This window comes from Vibrio cyclitrophicus (assembly GCA_023206055.1).
Taxonomy (GTDB): domain Bacteria; phylum Pseudomonadota; class Gammaproteobacteria; order Enterobacterales; family Vibrionaceae; genus Vibrio; species Vibrio cyclitrophicus_A.
Genome location: CP065366.1, coordinates 3,278,455 through 3,296,900 on the forward strand (window position 1 = coordinate 3,278,455; position 18,446 = coordinate 3,296,900).

Below are 18,446 nucleotides of genomic sequence, written 5' to 3' on the forward strand. Positions count from 1 at the left end.
ACATTCAGAGCATCGATAACCTCTGGATGTAAACATGATCACTTGGCACTCAATTCCTTTCTCTGAACTTTCAACACATCAGCTTTATCAACTACTTAAATTACGAGTAGATGTATTTGTGGTTGAGCAAACCTGCCCTTATCCAGAGCTTGACGGTAAAGACACACTCGCTGGTGTTCACCACCTTCTCGGTTACGCAGATGAAGAGCTAGTGGCGTGTGCTCGCTTATTGCCGCCGGGCACATCTTACGACAATACAAGCATCGGCCGAGTAGCAACCAAACAATCAGCGAGAGGTGGCGGTCTAGGGCATCAGTTGATAAAAGAAGCATTAACTCGTTGTGAGGATCTTTGGCCAAACGCGACCATAGACATCGGTGCACAGCAGCACCTAGAAAGCTTCTATGTGAGTCATGGCTTCAAGACAATCTCTGAGATGTATCTGGAAGATGATATTCCGCACGTAGATATGAGATTAGAGAAGTAATGTCGAATATTACTGTCGGTATCCTACTACTGATCGCTGGTAACCTGTTTGCCTCGCTTTCGGATGTAGCAGTAAAACTATTGAATGGTGAAGTACCGCCCCTTCAATATATTTTTTTCCGACAGTTGATCTCTCTGCTGATCATCACCCCATTGTGGTTGCAGCAGAAAAAGGAACAACGACGCTTACAGCAAGCCAAAGTCACCTTCATACGCGGCCAACTAATATTAATTGGCAGTGGATGTATGGTTGTGGCAATCACTCATTTAACTTTGGCAACCGCCAACGCTGTGTTTTACGTAGCGCCTCTATTGATGTTGCCTCTTTCTATATTTCTACTCAAAGAGCAGCCAGCACTTGGGAAGGTGATCGCTACTACCATAGGTTTCATCGGTGCGCTGATTGTCTTAAGGCCATCACAATTTCATTGGGCAGCACTGTTTGCATTAGGCACTGCGCTTACTCTAGCCCTATTTAACGTGCTGGTAAGGAAGCTTCCTAGTGAACAATCCGTAGTCACGACGCTGTGGTGGACAACGTTATTCTCAATTCCGGCTTCATTGATATTGTGCTTCCTGTATTGGCAACCAGTATCTATCGAGCACTTAGGATACATAGCCCTCAGCGCAACACTCATCTTGAGCTATAACGGGCTTGCGGTTGCCGCCTATCAGAAAGCACACTCAAGCCAAATCGCCTTGGCAGAATATTCAGGTTTGGTGTTTGTGGCGCTGATAGGCGCAATATGGTTCGACGAGATTCCAGATACATTAACCTTTATCGGTATTATGCTCATCATCTTGCCACTCGCCCCTTTCAAGCGACCAAAAAAAAGAGCTAATACTTAGCTCTTTTCTATTGTTTATCTGTGTCTGGTGAAGCGCTTTAACTCAAGCTAACTGTTCATCTACTTACTGCGACCAAAGCCACCATCAGATAAGCGGAAGAACATCACCGATGTGTCGCCTTTCTCTAGTTGAAGAATGTCCAACTGCCCAGTTTCAGCAAGTTTGAAACGAACAAGCTGACCTTGACGGATCTGACTTAGTGGCTTATCTGCACCTTCAATACGTACTAGCGCGTTCAAGTCAGACAATGGCAAATCGTTGTTTCGAAAAACCTGCGATAACGTGTCCCCTTGCTTAACAAGATACTCCTGCCAATTTTTGTTACTCGGTTCTGATGAACTGGTCTTGGCGTTTTGCTGTTCACTTAAGCCGACGGTGTTTATTTCAAGCTCAACGCGCGATGTTGTTGGAGTTGTATCTACCTTAGGTTCTGGTAGCGGCACAAAAAGTAATATCAGTACGAACGGAGAAATAACCATCAACAGTCTTTGGTGTAACTTCGGCAATGAACCCCAAGTTTGCGCTGCCGAGGTTTTCATTTTCTTTATATCGATCGAACTTAATTTCTCTTTGACCTGATTCAGTCGATCCTTGAACTCTGCTAAGTGGTCTACTTTCTGTTTTTTCTTTTGACGACGATTCATGCCACTGCGTCCTATACATTGAATAACTACAGTATAAAAACCAAAGTACCAACAGTATAGATCTTTCCGCTACAACAGAGACCAAAGCAAGAAAATTGACATAGCTGTGATTTGGATACGGTAAAGCGTAAGTGATCAGGGGCTAGCCGTTTATTCAGGCTGCTAATACTGGTATTCTTACCCTTTTCGTACTGACAAAAAGAGTGACTTTTCATGTCTGAAGTAAAATTTGAAACTGTAGAGCAAAAAGCTAGCTACGGTATCGGTCTACAAATGGGCCAACAACTTGCTGGTTCTGGTCTTGAAGGCCTAAACGTTGACGCAATCGCTGCTGGTATCGCAACAGCTCTAGTTGGTGACATGCCAGCTATCGAAGTTGACGAAATCAACAACGCACTAAAAGAGCTGCACACTCGCGGTGAAGCTGCACGTCAAGAACTAGCTAAAGCTGCTGCTGCTGACGGCGAAGCTTTCCTAGCTGACAACGCTCTTCGTTCAGAAGTAACAGTTCTTGAGTCTGGTCTTCAGTACGAAGTACTAACTGAAGGTACTGGCGAAATCCCAACTGCAGACAAGCAAGTACGTGTTCACTACCACGGCGAACTAACTGACGGTACTGTATTCGACAGCTCTGTATCTCGCGGTCAACCTGCTGAATTCCCAGTAACTGGCGTAATTCAAGGTTGGGTACAAGCTCTACAAATGATGCCTGTTGGCTCTAAGTGGAAGCTATACATCCCTCAAGATCTAGCATACGGTGAGCGTGGCGCAGGTGCTGCAATCCCACCATTTGCTGCTCTAGTATTTGAAGTAGAACTTCTAGCTATTCTTTAATTTTTATAAAAACCTATAGTAAAACAAAATACTATAGGCAAATAAAATTGAAATAATCCAACGGCGATGTGACTACATCGCCGTTTTTCGTTTATAGTGAATAGGTCGATTACTTTATTACTTAAGGAAGAATAATGAAGAAGATACTTATCACTATGCTCAGCAGCCTTGCTGTAGTCTCTTGCGCTAGTACTAGCGACTCTGAACAAACCAGTTCATCATCTGATACAAACTATTCTCAACTATCACAAACTGCTCTAATGGCAGCGGTGAATATGTGGTCTCAACAAAATGAAACAACACCACTTGCTGATACCGTTGCTGACCAAGCGTCTGTAACAAGCGACCAAGCAGTTGGCGGTATTGGTTCAATGTTGGCGCTTGCACAAAATTCACTTGGCTCTGCTGACAATAAAGAACTTGCGTCGCTTATCCCTGGCATGTCGAGCCTTGAGTCTACCGGTCTATCATCGCTACTAAGTTCTCAAGGTGCAGTTGAAAGTGCATTTTCTGGATTAGGTATGGATCCTTCAATGGTTACGACATTTGCGCCAATCATTCTTCAAGCATTACAATCACAAGGTGCAACGAGTGGCCTAATGGATTCACTTGCAGCTATTTGGCAGTAGGCCTTCGCGATTAGCGATTAGCGATTAGCGATTAGCGATTAGTAGAAGAATATTGTAAGGGCACTTCGGTGCTCTTTTTTGTGCACGAAAGAAAAGATATTTGAGATACGAGATACGAGATACGAGATACGAGATACGAGATACGAGATATGATATGGCCCCTAAAAAGTAGACACAGGGGTTTAGTTGATTAGTTCAAAGTCCATGGGACTCACTCCACCTAGAGTCCCATGTCTTCTTACTGGATTATAATAGGTATCGATATAAATGCGACTCTGCATCGTCATTTCTTGTCGTGAAAGCTGATCTAAGTTATTCACCCACTCTTTCTTATATTGCGCAAAGAAGCTTTCGGAACAAGCGTTATCCCAACAGTTTCCTTTTCTCGACATACTGACTTTAATCTTTCGTTTACGGTGCCAACGGATCGTCTCCAACGCTCGATACTGTATACCTTGATCGGAGTGAAACAAAAGCTTGTGACCTAAGGGCTGCCTTTGGTTCCCAAGCCTTATCCAGGCTTCTTAGCACTAACTTTGCGTTATTAATGCGACTTGTTGACCAACCAATCACTTTGCGTGAAAACAAATCTAAGACGACGCACAGGTATTGCCAGCCATCCGTACAGCGCACCTGAGTTATATCAGACACCCAAACTCGATCGGGTTTATCCACCTTAAATTGACGGGCAAGAATGTTATAGGCTGGTATAAGAGCATTTTGTCTTGGCGCTCGTCCATATCGCCTCTTACTCGCGCAAGAGCGATAGCCCATATTCTGTAGAAGCCTCTGTACTCGCTTCTTATTGCAAATAAAGCCGTTAGCGACTGCTGCTTCCCAAAGCTTTCGATAGCCTGGAATACAATACTGAGCTTTGCTTTCTCTCCTCAAGTAGTGACTTAAAGACTCATTGTCTGTCTCTCGCTTCGATGGTTTCCTTGTTAGCCACTTGTAATAACCCGCTTTAGAAACGCCTAACCATTTGCATAGTCGAATGACAGGAAACTTCACACTGGCCTTCTTAAGGATATACTCGAACCTTATTCTTTTTGGCTGTCGAAGAAAGCCTTCGCTTCCTTTAAGAAATCATTCTCCAGCTCTGCCATCTCAAGCTTCTTTTTCAATTGACGGATCTCTTTCTCCAGTTGTGCAACGGATTTTTCGGGACCGTGGTTAGGTATTGGGAGGGAGTTATTAGTCTTCTTCGACGTCATTTGGCATCTCCATTTAGAAAGTAGCACCGGCGATATTCCTAAGGATAGTGCTACTGACTTAACGGTGTCAGAAGAATCGAGAGATCGCTGAACAGCTTCTCGTTTAAATTCGTCTGTATATTGCCTTTGTGATTTTACTTTCATGACACTCAATGCTCTGTATTAAGTGTCTACTTTTATGGGGTCACATCAGATACGAGATACGAGATACGAGATACGAGATACGAGATACGAGATACGAGATACGAGATACGAGATACGAGATACGAGATACGAGATACGAGATACGAGATACGAGATACGAGATACGAGATACGAGATATTTTTGAAAAATAGAGCAGATGATACAAGCAAAAAATGCCAAACATCATGGTGCAATTTCTATTATCAATTCCTTGTTCTACAGACACAAAAAAGCCGAGCTAATGCTCGGCTTTTGTATTAAGAATCTAGTATAGATTACTCAGCAGCGTCTTCAGCAGCTGGGCGGTCTACAAGCTCAATGTAAGCCATTGGAGCTTTATCACCAGTACGGAAACCACATTTAAGAATGCGAGTGTAACCACCTTGGCGAGCCGCGAAGCGCGGGCCTAGTTCATTAAATAGTTTTGCCACAACTTCGTTATCACGAGTGCGAGCAAATGCAAGACGACGGTTAGCAACACTGTCTGTCTTAGCTAGGGTAATCAATGGCTCAATTACGCGACGTAGTTCTTTTGCTTTAGGCACGGTAGTTTTAATAACTTCGTGACGAACAAGAGAGCTAGCCATGTTGCTGAACATCGCTTTGCGATGACTGCTGTTGCGGTTGAGTTGACGACCACTTTTACGATGGCGCATGACCTAATCCTTCTAACTTTTCGATTAATCTTCAGCGATTGACGCTGGTGGCCAGTTTTCTAGACGCATGCCTAGAGAAAGACCACGTGAAGCAAGCACATCTTTAATCTCTGTAAGAGATTTCTTACCAAGGTTTGGCGTTTTAAGTAGCTCAACCTCAGTGCGCTGTACAAGATCACCGATGTAGTGAATCGCTTCTGCTTTCAAACAGTTAGCAGAGCGAACTGTTAGTTCAAGATCGTCTACAGGACGTAGTAGGATAGGATCGAATTCTGGCTTCTCTTCCTTCTCCTCAGGTACACGTACATCACGAAGATCTACGAACGCATCCAGTTGTTCAGCTAAAATAGTAGCTGCACGACGGATTGCTTCCTCAGGTTCTAGAGTACCGTTCGTTTCCATATCGATAACAAGCTTGTCTAAATCAGTACGTTGTTCTACACGTGCCGCTTCTACAGCGTAAGCGATTTTATCAACCGGGCTGTAAGTAGCGTCAACTAGTAGACGACCGATAGGACGCTCATCTTCTTCAGTATGGATACGAGCTGAAGCTGGAACGTAACCACGACCACGTTCTACTTTGATACGCATAGCGATCTCAGCGTTGTCATCCGTTAGGTGACAAATTACGTGCTCAGGGTTAGCGATCTCTACATCACCATCGTGGGTGATGTCACCTGCAACAACAGGGCCTGAGCCTGATTTGTTCAGTGTAATAAACACTTCATCTTTGCCTTCAGCAACGCGTACAGCCAAACCTTTAAGGTTTAAAAGAATTTCCAGGATATCTTCCTGAACGCCTTCTTTAGTGCTGTATTCGTGTAGCACACCTTCAATTTCAACTTCTGTTACGGCACAACCCGGCATAGAAGATAGAAGAATGCGGCGAAGAGCATTACCTAGAGTGTGGCCGAAACCGCGCTCTAATGGCTCAAGAGTTACTTTCGCGTGTGTCGTATTGATCTGTTCAATGTCAACAAGACGCGGCTTAAGAAATTCTGTTACAGAACCCTGCATTGTGTCCTCTCTTTTTTTAACCTTACTTAGAGTAAAGTTCGACGATCAAGTGTTCATTGATGTCAGCTGATAGGTCAGAACGCTCAGGCATACGCTTGAATGTACCTTCCATTTTGCCAGCATCTACTTCAATCCAAGTTGGCTTTTCACGTTGTTCAGCAACTTCTAGAGCTGCTTTAATACGAGATTGCTGTTTAGCTTTCTCGCGGATAGAAACAACGTCGTTTGCCGCTACTTTGAAAGAAGGAACGTTTACAACTTTACCGTTAACTAGAATAGACTTGTGGCTAACTAGTTGACGAGATTCAGCACGAGTAGCGCCAAAGCCCATACGGTAAACTACGTTATCAAGACGACCTTCAAGAAGCTGAAGCAGGTTTGCACCTGTGTTGCCTTTAAGACGTGCAGCTTCTTTGTAGTAGTTGCGGAATTGTTTTTCTAGAACGCCGTAAATACGACGAACTTTTTGCTTCTCACGAAGCTGAACGCCATACTCAGATAGACGACCGCGACGAGCGCCGTGTACACCTGGTGCGTTATCAATTTTACACTTGGTATCGATCGCACGGACACCAGACTTAAGAAATAAGTCAGTACCTTCGCGACGGCTAAGCTTCAGCTTAGGACCCAAATATCTTGCCATGATCTTTCTCCAATATTCCTAGAAACGAAACTTAAACGCGACGTTTCTTAGGTGGACGACAACCGTTATGAGGGATTGGTGTCGCATCAACAATGTTAGTGATACGGAAACCAGCAGCGTTCAGTGCACGAACAGTAGATTCGCGACCTGGACCTGGACCCTTAACCATAACTTCCAAGTTCTTTAGGCCATATTCTTTAGCCATTTCACCACAACGCTCAGCTGCAACTTGTGCTGCGAACGGAGTAGATTTACGAGAACCACGGAAACCTGAACCACCTGCTGTAGCCCATGCAAGAGCGTTGCCTTGACGGTCAGTGATAGTTACGATTGTGTTGTTGAAAGAAGCATGAATGTGCGCTACGCCATCAGCTACTTGCTTGCGTACGCGCTTACGCGCGCGAGTTGGTTGTTTTGCCATTGTACTCTACCTTATCCGACTATTTCTTGATCGGCTTGCGCGGACCCTTACGGGTACGAGCGTTGGTTTTAGTACGCTGTCCACGTAGTGGTAGACTGCGACGATGACGAAGACCGCGGTAACAGCCAAGGTCCATAAGACGCTTGATGTTCATCGATACTTCACGACGTAGATCACCTTCTACAGTGTATTTAGCTACACCATCACGCAGTTGATCGATCTGCTCTTCAGTTAGTTCACTGATCTTAGCATCTTCAGCAATACCCACTTCAGCTAGAATAGCTTGAGAGCGAGTTTTACCAATACCGTAGATTGCAGTAAGTGCAATTACAGAATGCTTATGATCAGGAATGTTAATGCCGGCTATACGGGCCATTATTCACTCCTAAGGGGTTCATAAAAGAATTATCCGCAGCAAAGCCCGTTATGGATACGCTGCGGCATACTACTTCTTTTGCACGCAAAAGGTAGGCCGAGGAATATACTCGACTCTACCTAGTATTTCAAGTAAAAATTTCTGCTGATTAGCCTTGGCGTTGCTTATGCTTTGGCTCACTGCAAATCACGCGAACGACACCGTTACGCTTGATAACTTTACAGTTACGGCAGATTTTTTTAACGGAAGCACGAACTTTCATTGCTAAACTCCGTAAATGGAATCGAAATAATTACTACCGAATTAACGGCCGTAACCTTTCAGATTCGCTTTCTTTAACACAGAATCATACTGTTGTGACATCAGATGAGTCTGTACCTGTGCCATGAAATCCATGATAACTACCACTACGATTAGTAGTGATGTGCCGCCGAAGTAGAAACGAACGTTCCACGCGACCATCATGAATTCAGGAATCAGACATATAAAAGTAATGTATAGAGCGCCCGCAAGGGTTAGTCTAGTCATCACTTTATCGATATATTTCGCTGTCTGCTCACCTGGGCGGATACCGGGTACGAATGCACCAGACTTCTTCAAGTTATCAGCTGTTTCACGTGGGTTAAACACCAACGCTGTATAGAAGAAACAGAAGAAGATAATAGCTGCTGCATAAAGCATTACATACAAAGGTTGACCTGGGCTAAGAGCTAATGACACGTCAGTTAACCAACCGAACGCGCTGCTTTCACCATTTTGACCAAACCATTGCGCTAATGTTCCTGGGAACAAAATAATACTTGATGCAAAAATCGCTGGTATAACACCTGCCATATTAATCTTAAGTGGCAAGTGAGAACTTTGTGCTGCAAACACTTTACGACCTTGTTGACGCTTTGCATAGTTAACGACGATACGACGTTGACCACGCTCCATGAAAACTACGAAGTAAATTACAGCAAAAGACAATACCGCGATAAACAACAGAAGAAGCACATGCAATTCACCTTGACGCGCTTGCTCGATTGTTTGACCGATTGCAGAAGGCAATCCAGCAACAATACCTGCAAAAATCAGAATGGAAATACCATTACCGATTCCTCGCTCAGTGATTTGTTCACCTAACCACATCAAAAACATGGTACCAGTTACTAAACTCACGGTAGCAATAAGCGTAAACATGGTTTGGTTGATAACAACCAGATTGTCGACCATGTTTGGTAAGCCTGTTGCGATACCAATAGCTTGGAATGTTGCAAGTACAAGCGTGCCGTAGCGTGTATATTGGCTTATCTTACGACGGCCTGCTTCACCCTCTTTCTTGAGTTCCGCTAACGCTGGATGAACTACAGTTAGCAATTGGACTACGATCGATGCCGAAATGTACGGCATGATACCCAATGCTAATATAGATGCACGCTCAAGAGCACCACCGGAGAACATGTTAAACATTTCTACGATGGTACCTTTTTGCTGATCGAACAAATCGGCAAGTACAGCTGCGTCAATACCAGGGATCGGCACAAAAGAGCCGGCTCGGAATACTAAAAGTGCACCAATTACGAATAACAAGCGCGACTTTAATTCACTTAAGCCGCTCTGAGCACTACGAAAATCTTTTCCTGGTTTCTTAGCCATCTGTACCTCGTTCCTCGAGATTATTCCTCGATTTTACCGCCTGCAGCTTCGATTGCAGCTTTAGCGCCTTTAGTCACGCGTAGACCTTTAACAGTCACAGCTTTGCTTAGGTCACCAGAAAGAACGATCTTAACAAACTCGATGTTCTTAGTGATAACGTTAGCAGCTTTAAGGCTGTTAAGATCAACTACGTCACCTGTTACTTTCGCTAGCTCAGCTAGACGAACTTCAGCAGACACTAGGCTCTTACGAGAAGTGAAACCGAATTTAGGTAGACGTTGTTTTAGAGGCATTTGACCGCCTTCAAAACCTGGACGAACAGAGCCGCCAGAACGTGACTTTTGACCTTTGTGACCGCGGCCACCTGTTTTACCAAGGCCAGAACCGATACCACGACCTACACGCTTCTTAGAAGGTTTAGAGCCAGCAGCCGGTGATAGAGTATTCAAACGCATTCTGATTACTCCTCAATCTTAACCATGTAGTAAACCTTGTTGATCATACCGCGTACGCACGGTGTATCTTCAAGTTCTACTGTATGGTTGATGCGACGAAGACCTAGACCTTTAAGACACGCTTTGTGCTTAGGTAGGCGACCAATTGAGCTTTTAGTTTGAGTTACTTTAATAGTTGCCATCGTGTTCTTACTCCGAAATAGATTCAACAGTTAGACCACGTTTAGCAGCAACCATTTCTGGTGACTTAACGTCTACTAGAGCACCAATCGTTGCGCGAACAACGTTGATTGGGTTCGTTGAACCGTATGCTTTAGAAAGTACGTTATGTACGCCTGCAACTTCAAGTACGGCACGCATTGCACCACCGGCAATAACACCTGTACCTTCAGCAGCTGGCTGCATGTAAACTTTAGAGCCCGAATGACGACCTTTCACCGGGTGGTGAAGAGTGCCTTCGTTAAGCGCAACAGTAACCATGTTACGACGCGCTTTTTCCATTGCTTTTTGAATCGCAGCAGGTACTTCACGAGCTTTGCCGTAACCGAAACCTACACGACCATTACCGTCACCAACTACTGTTAGTGCAGTGAAGCTCATGATTCGACCACCTTTAACCGTCTTAGATACACGGTTAACTGCGATCAGCTTTTCTTGCAAATCATTAGCTTGTTGTTGTTCTTTAGCCATCTTCCAACCCTACCTTAGAATTTCAGACCAGCTTCGCGAGCAGAATCTGCTAGCGCCGCTACTCGACCGTGGTATTGGAAACCAGAACGATCGAATGCAACTGAAGCTACGCCTTTTTCAAGAGCGCGCTCAGCAACAGCTTTACCAACTGCTTTAGCTGCATCAACGTTACCAGTGTTCTTAACTTGCTCACGGATCGCTTTTTCTACAGTAGAAGCAGCTGCGATAACCTCAGAGCCGTTTGCCGCGATAACTTGTGCGTAAACATGGCGAGGAGTACGATGTACTACCAGGCGAGTTGCACCAAGTTCTGCAATCTTACGACGTGCACGTGTAGCACGACGGATGCGAGATGCTTTCTTATCCATAGTGATACCTTACTTCTTCTTAGCTTCTTTAGTACGCACATTTTCATCTGCGTAACGAACACCTTTGCCTTTGTAAGGCTCAGGAGCACGGTAAGAACGAATGTCAGCCGCAACTTGACCTACTACTTGCTTATCGCAACCAGTAATGATGATCTCAGTTTGGCTAGGGCACTCAGCTTTAATACCTTCAGGTAGAGCGTGCTCTACTGGGTGAGAAAAACCAAGAGTTAGAGCTACAGAGTTGCCTTTCATAGCAGCACGGTAACCAACACCTTTAAGAGTTAGCTTCTTAGTGAAGCCCTCAGTAACACCCACAACCATGTTATTAACTAGAGCGCGAGCTGTACCAGCTTGTGCCCATGCGTTAGTAACACCTTCTTTCGGACCGAAAGTTAGGTTGGTTTCTTCCTGTGCAATAACTACGGCGCTGTTAAGAACGCGAGTAAGCTCACCTTTGCTACCTTTTACAGTAACTTCTTGGCCGTTTAGTTTCACCTCTACGCCAGCTGGAATAGCGACAGGTGCTTTAGCAACACGAGACATAATCTACTCCTTAAGCTACGTAACAGATGATTTCACCGCCAAGACCTGCTTTACGAGCAGCACGGTCAGACATCAGACCCTTGGAAGTAGAAACAACTGCAATACCAAGACCACCCATCACTGTAGGTAAAGAGTCTTTATTTTTATAAACTCTTAGACCAGGACGTGATACACGCTTGATTTGCTCGATTACAGGTTTAGCTTGGAAGTACTTAAGAGTAACTTCTAGCTCAGGTTTTGCTTCGCTGTTAACAGCGAAGTCTACGATGTAACCTTCAGCTTTAAGTAATGCAGCAATTGCAACTTTAAGCTTTGAAGAAGGCATTTTTACAGCAACTTTGTTTGCTGCCTGACCGTTACGAACTCGGGTCAGCATATCCGAAATCGGATCTTGCATGCTCATAAGATTTACTCCAAATGATTAAGTGGCAATTACCAGCTAGCCTTACGAAGACCCGGAATCTCGCCTTTCATGCAAGCTTCACGAACCTTAATACGGCTTAGACCGAATTTACGTAGGTAACCGTGTGGACGACCAGTTTGGTTGCAACGGTTGCGCTGACGTGATGCACTTGAATCACGTGGAAGAGATTGCAGTTTAAGAACCGCATTCCAACGATCTTCTTCAGATGCGTTTACATCGCTAATGATAACTTTTAGCGCAGAACGCTTTTCAGCGAACTTAGCTACTAGTTTTGCACGTTTAGCTTCACGTGCTTTCATTGATTGTTTAGCCATAACAGTAACCCTACCCTTACTTACGGAATGGGAAGTTAAAGGCAGCCAGCAGAGCTCGGCCTTCCTCATCGGAACCCGCAGAAGTCGTGATAGTGATATCAAGACCGCGGACGCGATCGACTTTATCGTAGTCGATTTCCGGAAAGATGATTTGCTCGCGAACGCCCATGCTGTAGTTACCGCGACCGTCAAAAGACTTAGCGCTAACACCACGGAAATCACGTACACGTGGAAGTGCGATAGAGATTAAACGCTCTAAAAATTCCCACATGCGCTCACCACGCAAGGTTACTTTACAACCAATTGGGTAGCCTTCACGAATTTTGAAACCAGCTACAGATTTACGCGCTTTAGTGATAAGTGGCTTTTGACCAGAGATCGTTGCCATATCAGCTGCTGCGTTTTCTAGCAGTTTCTTATCGTTGATTGCTTCACCAACGCCCATATTTAGGGTGATTTTCTCAATCCTAGGGACTTGCATGACGCTTGTGTAGCTGAACTCTTTGGTAAGCTCAGCGACTACAGACGACTTGTAGTAATCATGCAGTTTCGCCATAGTAGAACTCCAAATTACTTCTAATTAGTTAGAAACAGTTTCGCCGTTAGATTTGAAGAAACGAACTTTCTTGCCATCTTCGATACGGAAACCGATACGGTCTGCTTTACCAGTAGCCGTGTTAAAGACTGCAACGTTAGAAGCATCAATAGCTGCTTCTTGTTCAACGATGCCACCTTGTTGACCTAGAGCCGGAACCGGCTTTTGGTGTTTTTTAACAAGATTGATGCCTTCAACAACAACTTTACCAGTTGTCAGAACCTTAGTTACTTTACCTTTCTTGCCTTTATCTTTACCAGCAAGAATGATTACTTCGTCATTACGACGGATTTTAGCTGCCATGTTGCCGCTCCTTACAGAACTTCAGGTGCTAGTGATACAATCTTCATGAATTTCGCGTTACGAAGTTCACGAGTCACAGGACCAAAGATACGTGTGCCGACTGGTTGCTCAGTAGTGTCATTTAACAATACACAAGCATTACTGTCGAAGCGAATGACAGAACCGTCTGGGCGACGAACGCCTTTACGGGTGCGCACTACTACCGCCTTCAGAACATCACCTTTCTTTACTTTACCGCGAGGAATCGCTTCCTTCACTGTAACCTTGATGACGTCACCGATATGTGCATAACGGCGGTGAGAGCCACCCAGAACCTTAATACACATTACCTTGCGCGCGCCAGAGTTATCTGCTGCGTCAAGTGTACTTTGCATCTGGATCATTGTTAGTGCTCCGCTAAATATTAAAACTAGACCCTCTCGGGTCGGGCTGCCTCTTTAAAAGGGACGCGAATTGTACCACCCTTTTTTTAAATTGGGTAGACAAAAAACAAGCGGCTCCAAAAAATTATTTGGAGCCGCTTATAAGTTATAGAATTACAAAGATTAAATCTTCGCTTTTTCTAGAACTTTAACCAATGTCCAAGACTTAGTCTTAGACAGAGGACGACACTCAGCGATTTCAACTTTGTCGCCTAGGCCACAAGTGTTGTCTTCGTCGTGTGCGTGTACTTTAGTCGTGCGTTTGATGAACTTACCGTAAATTGGGTGTTTTACAGTGCGCTCAATAGCAACAACGATAGACTTGTCCATCTTGTCACTTACTACACGGCCTTGCTGGATGCGGTTAGTTTCGCTCATTATGCGCCTGCCTTTTCAGTCAAAACAGTTTTCACACGTGCGATGTCACGGCGTACAGCTTTTAGAGTATGAGTTTGCTGAAGTTGACCAGTTGCAGCTTGCATGCGCAAGTTGAACTGTTCACGTAGCAAATTCAATAGCTCAGCGTTAAGCTCTTCAACGTTCTTTTCGCGTAGATCTTGTGCTTTCATCACATCACCTGCTTAGTTACAAAAGTAGTTTTAACAGGCAGTTTACGTGCCGCTAGGCGGAACGCTTCACGTGCCAACTCTTCAGGTACGCCATTCATCTCGTACATAACTTTGCCTGGTTGGATTTGAGCAACCCAGTACGCAACTGAACCTTTACCTTTACCTTGACGAACTTCAAGAGGCTTTTCAGTAATCGGTTTGTCTGGGAAAACACGGATCCAGATTTGACCTTGACGCTTAATGTGACGTGTCATAGCACGACGTGCCGCTTCGATTTGACGTGCAGTCAGACGACCACGGCCAACAGCTTTAAGACCGAATTCGCCGAAGCTTACTTCAGTACCTTTAGCTAGACCACGGTTACGACCAGTCATAACCTTGCGGAACTTAGTACGTTTTGGTTGTAGCATCGTTCGACTCCTTACTTACGGCCTTTACGCTGCTTCTTAGGCTTATCGCCTTTTGGCTCTACTGCGTTAGCAGCTGGCATACCGCCTAGAATCTCACCTTTGAAGATCCAAACTTTAATGCCGATCACACCGTATTGGGTGTGAGCCGAAGAAGTTGCGTAATCAATGTCTGCACGTAGAGTGTGTAGAGGCACACGGCCTTCACGGTACCACTCAGAACGTGCGATTTCAGCACCGCCAAGACGGCCGCCTACTTGTACTTTGATGCCTTTAGCGCCTAGACGCATAGCATTTTGTACCGCACGCTTCATTGCACGACGGAACATAACACGACGCTCTAGTTGAGACGCGATGCTATCAGCTACAAGCTGACCATCTAGCTCAGGCTTACGTACTTCAGCGATGTTAATTTGCGCTGGTACACCTGCGATTTTAGCTACAGCTGCGCGTAGCTTCTCTACGTCTTCACCTTTCTTACCGATAACAACGCCAGGACGAGCAGTGTGAATAGTCACACGGATGCTCTTAGCTGGACGCTCGATAACGATACGAGATAATGATGCTTTTTGTAGTTCCTTGGTAAGGAACTGACGTACCTTGAAGTCGCCGTCTAGGTTGTCAGCGAATTCGTTGGTATTAGCAAACCATGTAGCATTCCAAGGCTTAACGATGCCAAGACGAATACCATTAGGATGTACTTTCTGACCCATTGCTTACTCTCCTAGTCTTTAGCGATCTGCTACAACAATAGTGATGTGGCTTGAACGCTTCAAGATACGATCCGCACGACCTTTAGCACGAGGCATAATACGCTTCATGATAGGGCCCTCATCTACGAAGATTTTAGCGACATTTAGATCGTCGATATCTGCACCTTCGTTATGTTCCGCGTTAGCGATAGCTGACTCAAGAACTTTCTTAACTAATACAGCAGCTTTTTTGTTGCTGAAAGTTAGAATTTCTAGAGCTTGGTCTACCGACTTACCGCGAATTTGGTCTGCAACTAAGCGAGCTTTCTGTGGAGAAATACGAGCAAAGTTATGTTTAGCTAAAGCTTCCATCATCTACTCCTATTTCTTCTTAGCTTTCTTATCTGCAGCATGACCGCGATAAGTACGAGTTGGTGCAAATTCGCCCAGTTTGTGACCGATCATTTCTTCGGTAACGAAAACTGGAACGTGCTGACGACCATTATGGACAGCGATGGTCAAACCAATCATTGTTGGGATGATCATTGAGCGACGGGACCAAGTCTTAATAGGCTTTTTGTCTCCGCTTTCCACCGCTTTCTCTACCTTCTTCAGCAAGTGTAGGTCAATAAAAGGACCTTTCTTGAGAGAACGTGGCATGGCGATTCCTCTTTATAAATTATTTAGTGCGACGACGTACGATGTACTTGTCAGTGCGCTTGTTCTTACGAGTCTTGAAGCCCTTAGTAGGAACGCCCCAAGGAGAAACTGGGTGACGACCACCAGATGTGCGGCCTTCACCACCACCATGTGGGTGATCCACCGGGTTCATTACTACACCACGTACGGTTGGACGTACGCCGCGCCAGCGTGAAGCACCAGCTTTACCAAGTTCACGTAGCATATGCTCAGAGTTACCAACTTCACCGATCGTTGCACGACCTTCAGAAAGAACTTTGCGCATTTCACCAGAACGTAGACGGATAGTTACGTATGCACCATCGCGAGCGATGATTTGAGCATAAGCACCAGCCGAACGAGCTAGTTGAGCACCTTTACCAGGCTTAAGTTCAACACAGTGTACAGTAGAACCTACTGGGATGTTGCGCATCGGCAGAGTATTACCTGCTTTGATTGCAGCATCTACACCAGATTGAATCTGGTCGCCTGCGTTAACACCTTTAGGTGCAATGATGTAACGACGCTCACCGTCTGCGTACAGAACTAGAGCGATGTTAGCACTACGGTTTGGATCGTATTCTAGACGCTCAACTTTCGCTGGGATGCCATCTTTAGTACGTTTGAAGTCAATCAGACGGTAATGGTGTTTATGACCACCACCGATGTGACGTACTGTAATACGACCGTTGTTGTTACGACCACCGTTCTTAGAGTTTTTCTCTAAAAGTGGTGCGTATGGCTTACCCTTGTGCAGGTCAGCGTTAACAACTTTAACGACGTGACGACGACCAGGGGAAGTCGGCTTACATTTAACAATAGCCATTTTTACTACTCCTGTTATTCCGCGCCGCCAACGAAGTCAAGATCTTGACCTTCTTTCAAAGTAACGTAGGCTTTCTTAACGTCTGAACGACGGCCTTCACGCATACCTTGACGTTTGGTCTTACCCTTTAATACAAGAGTATTTACAGACTTAACTTCAACTTCAAATAGCTTTTCTACAGCTGCTTTGATCTCTTTCTTAGTTGCATCTTTAGCTACTTTGAAAACGATAGTGTTCGCTTTCTCAGCTGCCATAGTTGCTTTTTCAGAGATGTGCGGAGCACGTAGAACTTTTAAGATACGCTCTTCAGTGATCATGCTAGCATCTCCTCAACTTGCTTAACTGCGTCAGCAGTCATCAGAACCTTGTCGAAAGCGATTAGTGATACTGGATCAACACCAGCAACATCACGTGCATCTACTTTGTATAGGTTACGAGCAGCTAAGAATAGATTTTCATCTACTTCGCCAGTCACAATCAGAACGTCATTTAGCTCAAGCTCTTTAAGCTTAGCTACAAGTTCTTTTGTTTTTGGTGCTTCTACAGAGAAGTTATCAACAACGATTAGACGCTCTTGACGAATCAACTCAGACAGAATGCTCTTCATAGCACCGCGGTACATTTTTTTGTTTACTTTTTGGCTGTGATCTTGTGGTTTCGCAGCAAAAGTAACACCACCTGTACGCCAGATTGGGCTACGAATTGTACCAGCACGTGCACGGCCAGTACCTTTTTGGCGCCATGGCTTAGCACCGCCGCCTGATACTTCAGAACGAGTCTTTTGAGCACGAGTACCTTGACGAGCACCTGCTGCATATGCAACAACTACTTGGTGTACTAGAGCTTCGTTAAAGTCACGTCCGAAAGTAGTCTCGGAAACAGTTAGTGCATCAGCACCTTTAACCATCAATTCCATTACTTACTCCTAGACGTTATGCTTTAACAGCAGGTTTTACGATCACGTTACCGCCTGTTGAGCCTGGTACTGCACCTTTAATAAGGAGTAGATTGCGCTCAGCGTCAACACGTACGATCTCTAGGTTTTGAGTCGTTACACGCTCAGCACCCATGTGACCTGCCATTTTCTTGCCTTTAAACACGCGGCCTGGAGTTTGACATTGGCCAATTGAACCCGGTGCGCGGTGAGACAAAGAGTTACCGTGAGTCATATCTTGAGTAGAGAAATTCCAACGCTTGATAGCGCCTTGGAAGCCTTTACCTTTAGATGTACCAGTAACGTCTACTTTTTTAATTTCGTTGAAAAGTTCTACGTTTAGCTCAGCGCCAACTTCAAACTCTTCGCCGTTTTCTAAACGGAATTCCCAAAGACCGCGACCTGCTTCTACACCCGCTTTCGCGAAGTGACCAGCTTCAGGTTTAGTTACACGGTTAGCTTTCTTAGCACCAGTAGTTACTTGGATTGCTGCGTAGCCGTCTGTCTCAAGAGTTTTAACTTGAGAAATACGGTTCGCTTCAACCTCAACAACAGTTACTGGGATAGAAACGCCTTCTTCAGTAAATACGCGGGTCATACCCACTTTACGTCCGACTAGACCAATCATTATTCTT

The 18,446-nt window shown here is 44.9% G+C and carries 32 protein-coding genes and 1 pseudogene; 4 read left to right on the forward strand and 29 right to left on the reverse strand.

The window, feature by feature from the left end; genetic code table 11:
* The first annotated feature begins 34 nt into the window (after positions 1–34).
* Both ITG09_14530 and ITG09_14535 read left to right on the forward strand, forming a co-directional pair.
* The gene (locus tag ITG09_14530; protein UPR51867.1) at positions 35–487 is read left to right on the forward strand and encodes a GNAT family N-acetyltransferase; all 453 of its coding nucleotides are present in this window, start codon (positions 35–37) and stop codon (positions 485–487) included.
* The gene (locus tag ITG09_14535; GenBank protein ID UPR51868.1) at positions 487–1,335 is read left to right on the forward strand and encodes a DMT family transporter; all 849 of its coding nucleotides are present in this window, start codon (positions 487–489) and stop codon (positions 1,333–1,335) included. Before ITG09_14530 ends, ITG09_14535 begins: the two co-directional genes overlap by 1 nt.
* Before the next feature lie 59 nt (positions 1,336–1,394).
* Here ITG09_14535 and ITG09_14540 read toward each other — a convergent pair whose 3' ends face one another.
* On the reverse strand, positions 1,395–1,979 hold the full coding sequence (locus ITG09_14540; protein ID UPR51869.1) for a lysine transporter LysM: 585 nt from the start codon (positions 1,977–1,979) through the stop codon (positions 1,395–1,397).
* Between the two features lie 213 nt (positions 1,980–2,192).
* Here ITG09_14540 and ITG09_14545 point away from each other — a divergent pair, with 213 nt between their 5' ends.
* The gene (locus ITG09_14545; protein ID UPR51870.1) at positions 2,193–2,813 is read left to right on the forward strand and encodes an FKBP-type peptidyl-prolyl cis-trans isomerase; all 621 of its coding nucleotides are present in this window, start codon (positions 2,193–2,195) and stop codon (positions 2,811–2,813) included.
* Positions 2,814–2,947: 134 nt separating this feature from the next.
* Positions 2,948–3,442 (forward strand): DUF2780 domain-containing protein, encoded by a 495-nt coding sequence (locus ITG09_14550; protein ID UPR51871.1) that lies wholly within the window; start codon positions 2,948–2,950, stop codon positions 3,440–3,442.
* 182 nt (positions 3,443–3,624) lie between these two features.
* On the opposite strand, the pseudogene ITG09_14555 reads toward ITG09_14550, so the two are convergent.
* The 28 genes and pseudogenes from ITG09_14555 to rplC all read right to left on the reverse strand — a co-directional run bounded on the left by ITG09_14555 (position 3,625) and on the right by rplC (position 18,439).
* Positions 3,625–4,800, reverse strand: a pseudogene (locus ITG09_14555) (IS3 family transposase).
* A 315-nt stretch (positions 4,801–5,115) separates the two neighbouring features.
* Positions 5,116–5,496: a 50S ribosomal protein L17 gene (gene rplQ / locus ITG09_14560; protein ID UPR51872.1), complete on the reverse strand. Its 381-nt coding sequence runs from the start codon at positions 5,494–5,496 to the stop codon at positions 5,116–5,118.
* A 24-nt stretch (positions 5,497–5,520) separates the two neighbouring features.
* The gene (gene rpoA / locus ITG09_14565) at positions 5,521–6,513 is read right to left on the reverse strand and encodes a DNA-directed RNA polymerase subunit alpha (GenBank protein ID UPR51873.1); all 993 of its coding nucleotides are present in this window, start codon (positions 6,511–6,513) and stop codon (positions 5,521–5,523) included.
* Between the two features lie 22 nt (positions 6,514–6,535).
* On the reverse strand, positions 6,536–7,156 hold the full coding sequence (gene rpsD, locus ITG09_14570; protein ID UPR51874.1) for a 30S ribosomal protein S4: 621 nt from the start codon (positions 7,154–7,156) through the stop codon (positions 6,536–6,538).
* Between the two features lie 31 nt (positions 7,157–7,187).
* On the reverse strand, positions 7,188–7,577 hold the full coding sequence (rpsK, locus tag ITG09_14575) for a 30S ribosomal protein S11 (protein ID UPR51875.1): 390 nt from the start codon (positions 7,575–7,577) through the stop codon (positions 7,188–7,190).
* A gap of 19 nt (positions 7,578–7,596) precedes the next feature.
* Positions 7,597–7,953, reverse strand: a complete 357-nt coding sequence (rpsM, locus tag ITG09_14580; GenBank protein ID UPR51876.1) for a 30S ribosomal protein S13 — start codon at positions 7,951–7,953, stop codon at positions 7,597–7,599.
* Between the two features lie 148 nt (positions 7,954–8,101).
* Entirely contained in the window at positions 8,102–8,215 is a 114-nt protein-coding gene (gene rpmJ, locus ITG09_14585) for a 50S ribosomal protein L36 (GenBank protein UPR51877.1), read from the reverse strand.
* A gap of 41 nt (positions 8,216–8,256) precedes the next feature.
* Entirely contained in the window at positions 8,257–9,591 is a 1,335-nt protein-coding gene (gene secY, locus ITG09_14590; GenBank protein UPR51878.1) for a preprotein translocase subunit SecY, read from the reverse strand.
* 20 nt (positions 9,592–9,611) lie between these two features.
* On the reverse strand, positions 9,612–10,046 hold the full coding sequence (gene rplO, locus ITG09_14595; protein UPR51879.1) for a 50S ribosomal protein L15: 435 nt from the start codon (positions 10,044–10,046) through the stop codon (positions 9,612–9,614).
* 5 nt (positions 10,047–10,051) lie between these two features.
* A complete protein-coding gene (gene rpmD, locus ITG09_14600) occupies positions 10,052–10,228 on the reverse strand; it encodes a 50S ribosomal protein L30 (GenBank protein UPR51880.1) in 177 nt (58 codons plus the stop codon).
* Positions 10,229–10,235: 7 nt separating this feature from the next.
* Positions 10,236–10,736: a 30S ribosomal protein S5 gene (gene rpsE, locus ITG09_14605; protein UPR51881.1), complete on the reverse strand. Its 501-nt coding sequence runs from the start codon at positions 10,734–10,736 to the stop codon at positions 10,236–10,238.
* Positions 10,737–10,750: 14 nt separating this feature from the next.
* Entirely contained in the window at positions 10,751–11,104 is a 354-nt protein-coding gene (rplR, locus tag ITG09_14610) for a 50S ribosomal protein L18 (GenBank protein UPR51882.1), read from the reverse strand.
* 9 nt (positions 11,105–11,113) lie between these two features.
* Positions 11,114–11,647, reverse strand: coding sequence for a 50S ribosomal protein L6 (gene rplF / locus ITG09_14615; protein ID UPR51883.1), 534 nt, complete (start codon positions 11,645–11,647; stop codon positions 11,114–11,116).
* 10 nt (positions 11,648–11,657) lie between these two features.
* Entirely contained in the window at positions 11,658–12,050 is a 393-nt protein-coding gene (gene rpsH, locus ITG09_14620; protein UPR51884.1) for a 30S ribosomal protein S8, read from the reverse strand.
* Between the two features lie 29 nt (positions 12,051–12,079).
* Positions 12,080–12,385: a 30S ribosomal protein S14 gene (rpsN, locus tag ITG09_14625; protein ID UPR51885.1), complete on the reverse strand. Its 306-nt coding sequence runs from the start codon at positions 12,383–12,385 to the stop codon at positions 12,080–12,082.
* Positions 12,386–12,401: 16 nt separating this feature from the next.
* The gene (gene rplE, locus ITG09_14630) at positions 12,402–12,941 is read right to left on the reverse strand and encodes a 50S ribosomal protein L5 (protein UPR51886.1); all 540 of its coding nucleotides are present in this window, start codon (positions 12,939–12,941) and stop codon (positions 12,402–12,404) included.
* A gap of 24 nt (positions 12,942–12,965) precedes the next feature.
* Positions 12,966–13,283, reverse strand: coding sequence for a 50S ribosomal protein L24 (rplX, locus tag ITG09_14635; GenBank protein UPR51887.1), 318 nt, complete (start codon positions 13,281–13,283; stop codon positions 12,966–12,968).
* Positions 13,284–13,294: 11 nt separating this feature from the next.
* Positions 13,295–13,666 (reverse strand): 50S ribosomal protein L14, encoded by a 372-nt coding sequence (gene rplN, locus ITG09_14640; GenBank protein ID UPR51888.1) that lies wholly within the window; start codon positions 13,664–13,666, stop codon positions 13,295–13,297.
* A gap of 162 nt (positions 13,667–13,828) precedes the next feature.
* Positions 13,829–14,083 carry a 30S ribosomal protein S17 gene (gene rpsQ / locus ITG09_14645; protein UPR51889.1) on the reverse strand — a complete coding sequence of 85 codons (255 nt, stop codon included), beginning with the start codon at positions 14,081–14,083 and terminating at the stop codon, positions 13,829–13,831.
* On the reverse strand, positions 14,083–14,274 hold the full coding sequence (rpmC, locus tag ITG09_14650; GenBank protein ID UPR51890.1) for a 50S ribosomal protein L29: 192 nt from the start codon (positions 14,272–14,274) through the stop codon (positions 14,083–14,085). The genes rpsQ and rpmC overlap by 1 nt, the downstream gene beginning before the upstream one ends.
* A complete protein-coding gene (rplP, locus tag ITG09_14655; GenBank protein ID UPR51891.1) occupies positions 14,274–14,684 on the reverse strand; it encodes a 50S ribosomal protein L16 in 411 nt (136 codons plus the stop codon). The genes rpmC and rplP overlap by 1 nt, the downstream gene beginning before the upstream one ends.
* 11 nt (positions 14,685–14,695) lie before the next feature.
* Positions 14,696–15,394, reverse strand: a complete 699-nt coding sequence (rpsC, locus tag ITG09_14660; GenBank protein ID UPR51892.1) for a 30S ribosomal protein S3 — start codon at positions 15,392–15,394, stop codon at positions 14,696–14,698.
* Between the two features lie 18 nt (positions 15,395–15,412).
* A complete protein-coding gene (rplV, locus tag ITG09_14665; GenBank protein ID UPR53652.1) occupies positions 15,413–15,745 on the reverse strand; it encodes a 50S ribosomal protein L22 in 333 nt (110 codons plus the stop codon).
* A 9-nt stretch (positions 15,746–15,754) separates the two neighbouring features.
* Entirely contained in the window at positions 15,755–16,033 is a 279-nt protein-coding gene (gene rpsS / locus ITG09_14670; protein ID UPR51893.1) for a 30S ribosomal protein S19, read from the reverse strand.
* A 19-nt stretch (positions 16,034–16,052) separates the two neighbouring features.
* Positions 16,053–16,877, reverse strand: a complete 825-nt coding sequence (gene rplB / locus ITG09_14675; GenBank protein UPR51894.1) for a 50S ribosomal protein L2 — start codon at positions 16,875–16,877, stop codon at positions 16,053–16,055.
* Positions 16,878–16,891: 14 nt separating this feature from the next.
* Positions 16,892–17,194 (reverse strand): 50S ribosomal protein L23, encoded by a 303-nt coding sequence (gene rplW / locus ITG09_14680; protein UPR51895.1) that lies wholly within the window; start codon positions 17,192–17,194, stop codon positions 16,892–16,894.
* Positions 17,191–17,793: a 50S ribosomal protein L4 gene (gene rplD / locus ITG09_14685; GenBank protein ID UPR51896.1), complete on the reverse strand. Its 603-nt coding sequence runs from the start codon at positions 17,791–17,793 to the stop codon at positions 17,191–17,193. Before rplD ends, rplW begins: the two co-directional genes overlap by 4 nt.
* Positions 17,794–17,809: 16 nt before the next feature.
* Positions 17,810–18,439: a 50S ribosomal protein L3 gene (rplC, locus tag ITG09_14690; protein UPR51897.1), complete on the reverse strand. Its 630-nt coding sequence runs from the start codon at positions 18,437–18,439 to the stop codon at positions 17,810–17,812.
* Between the last annotated feature and the right edge of the window lie 7 nt (positions 18,440–18,446).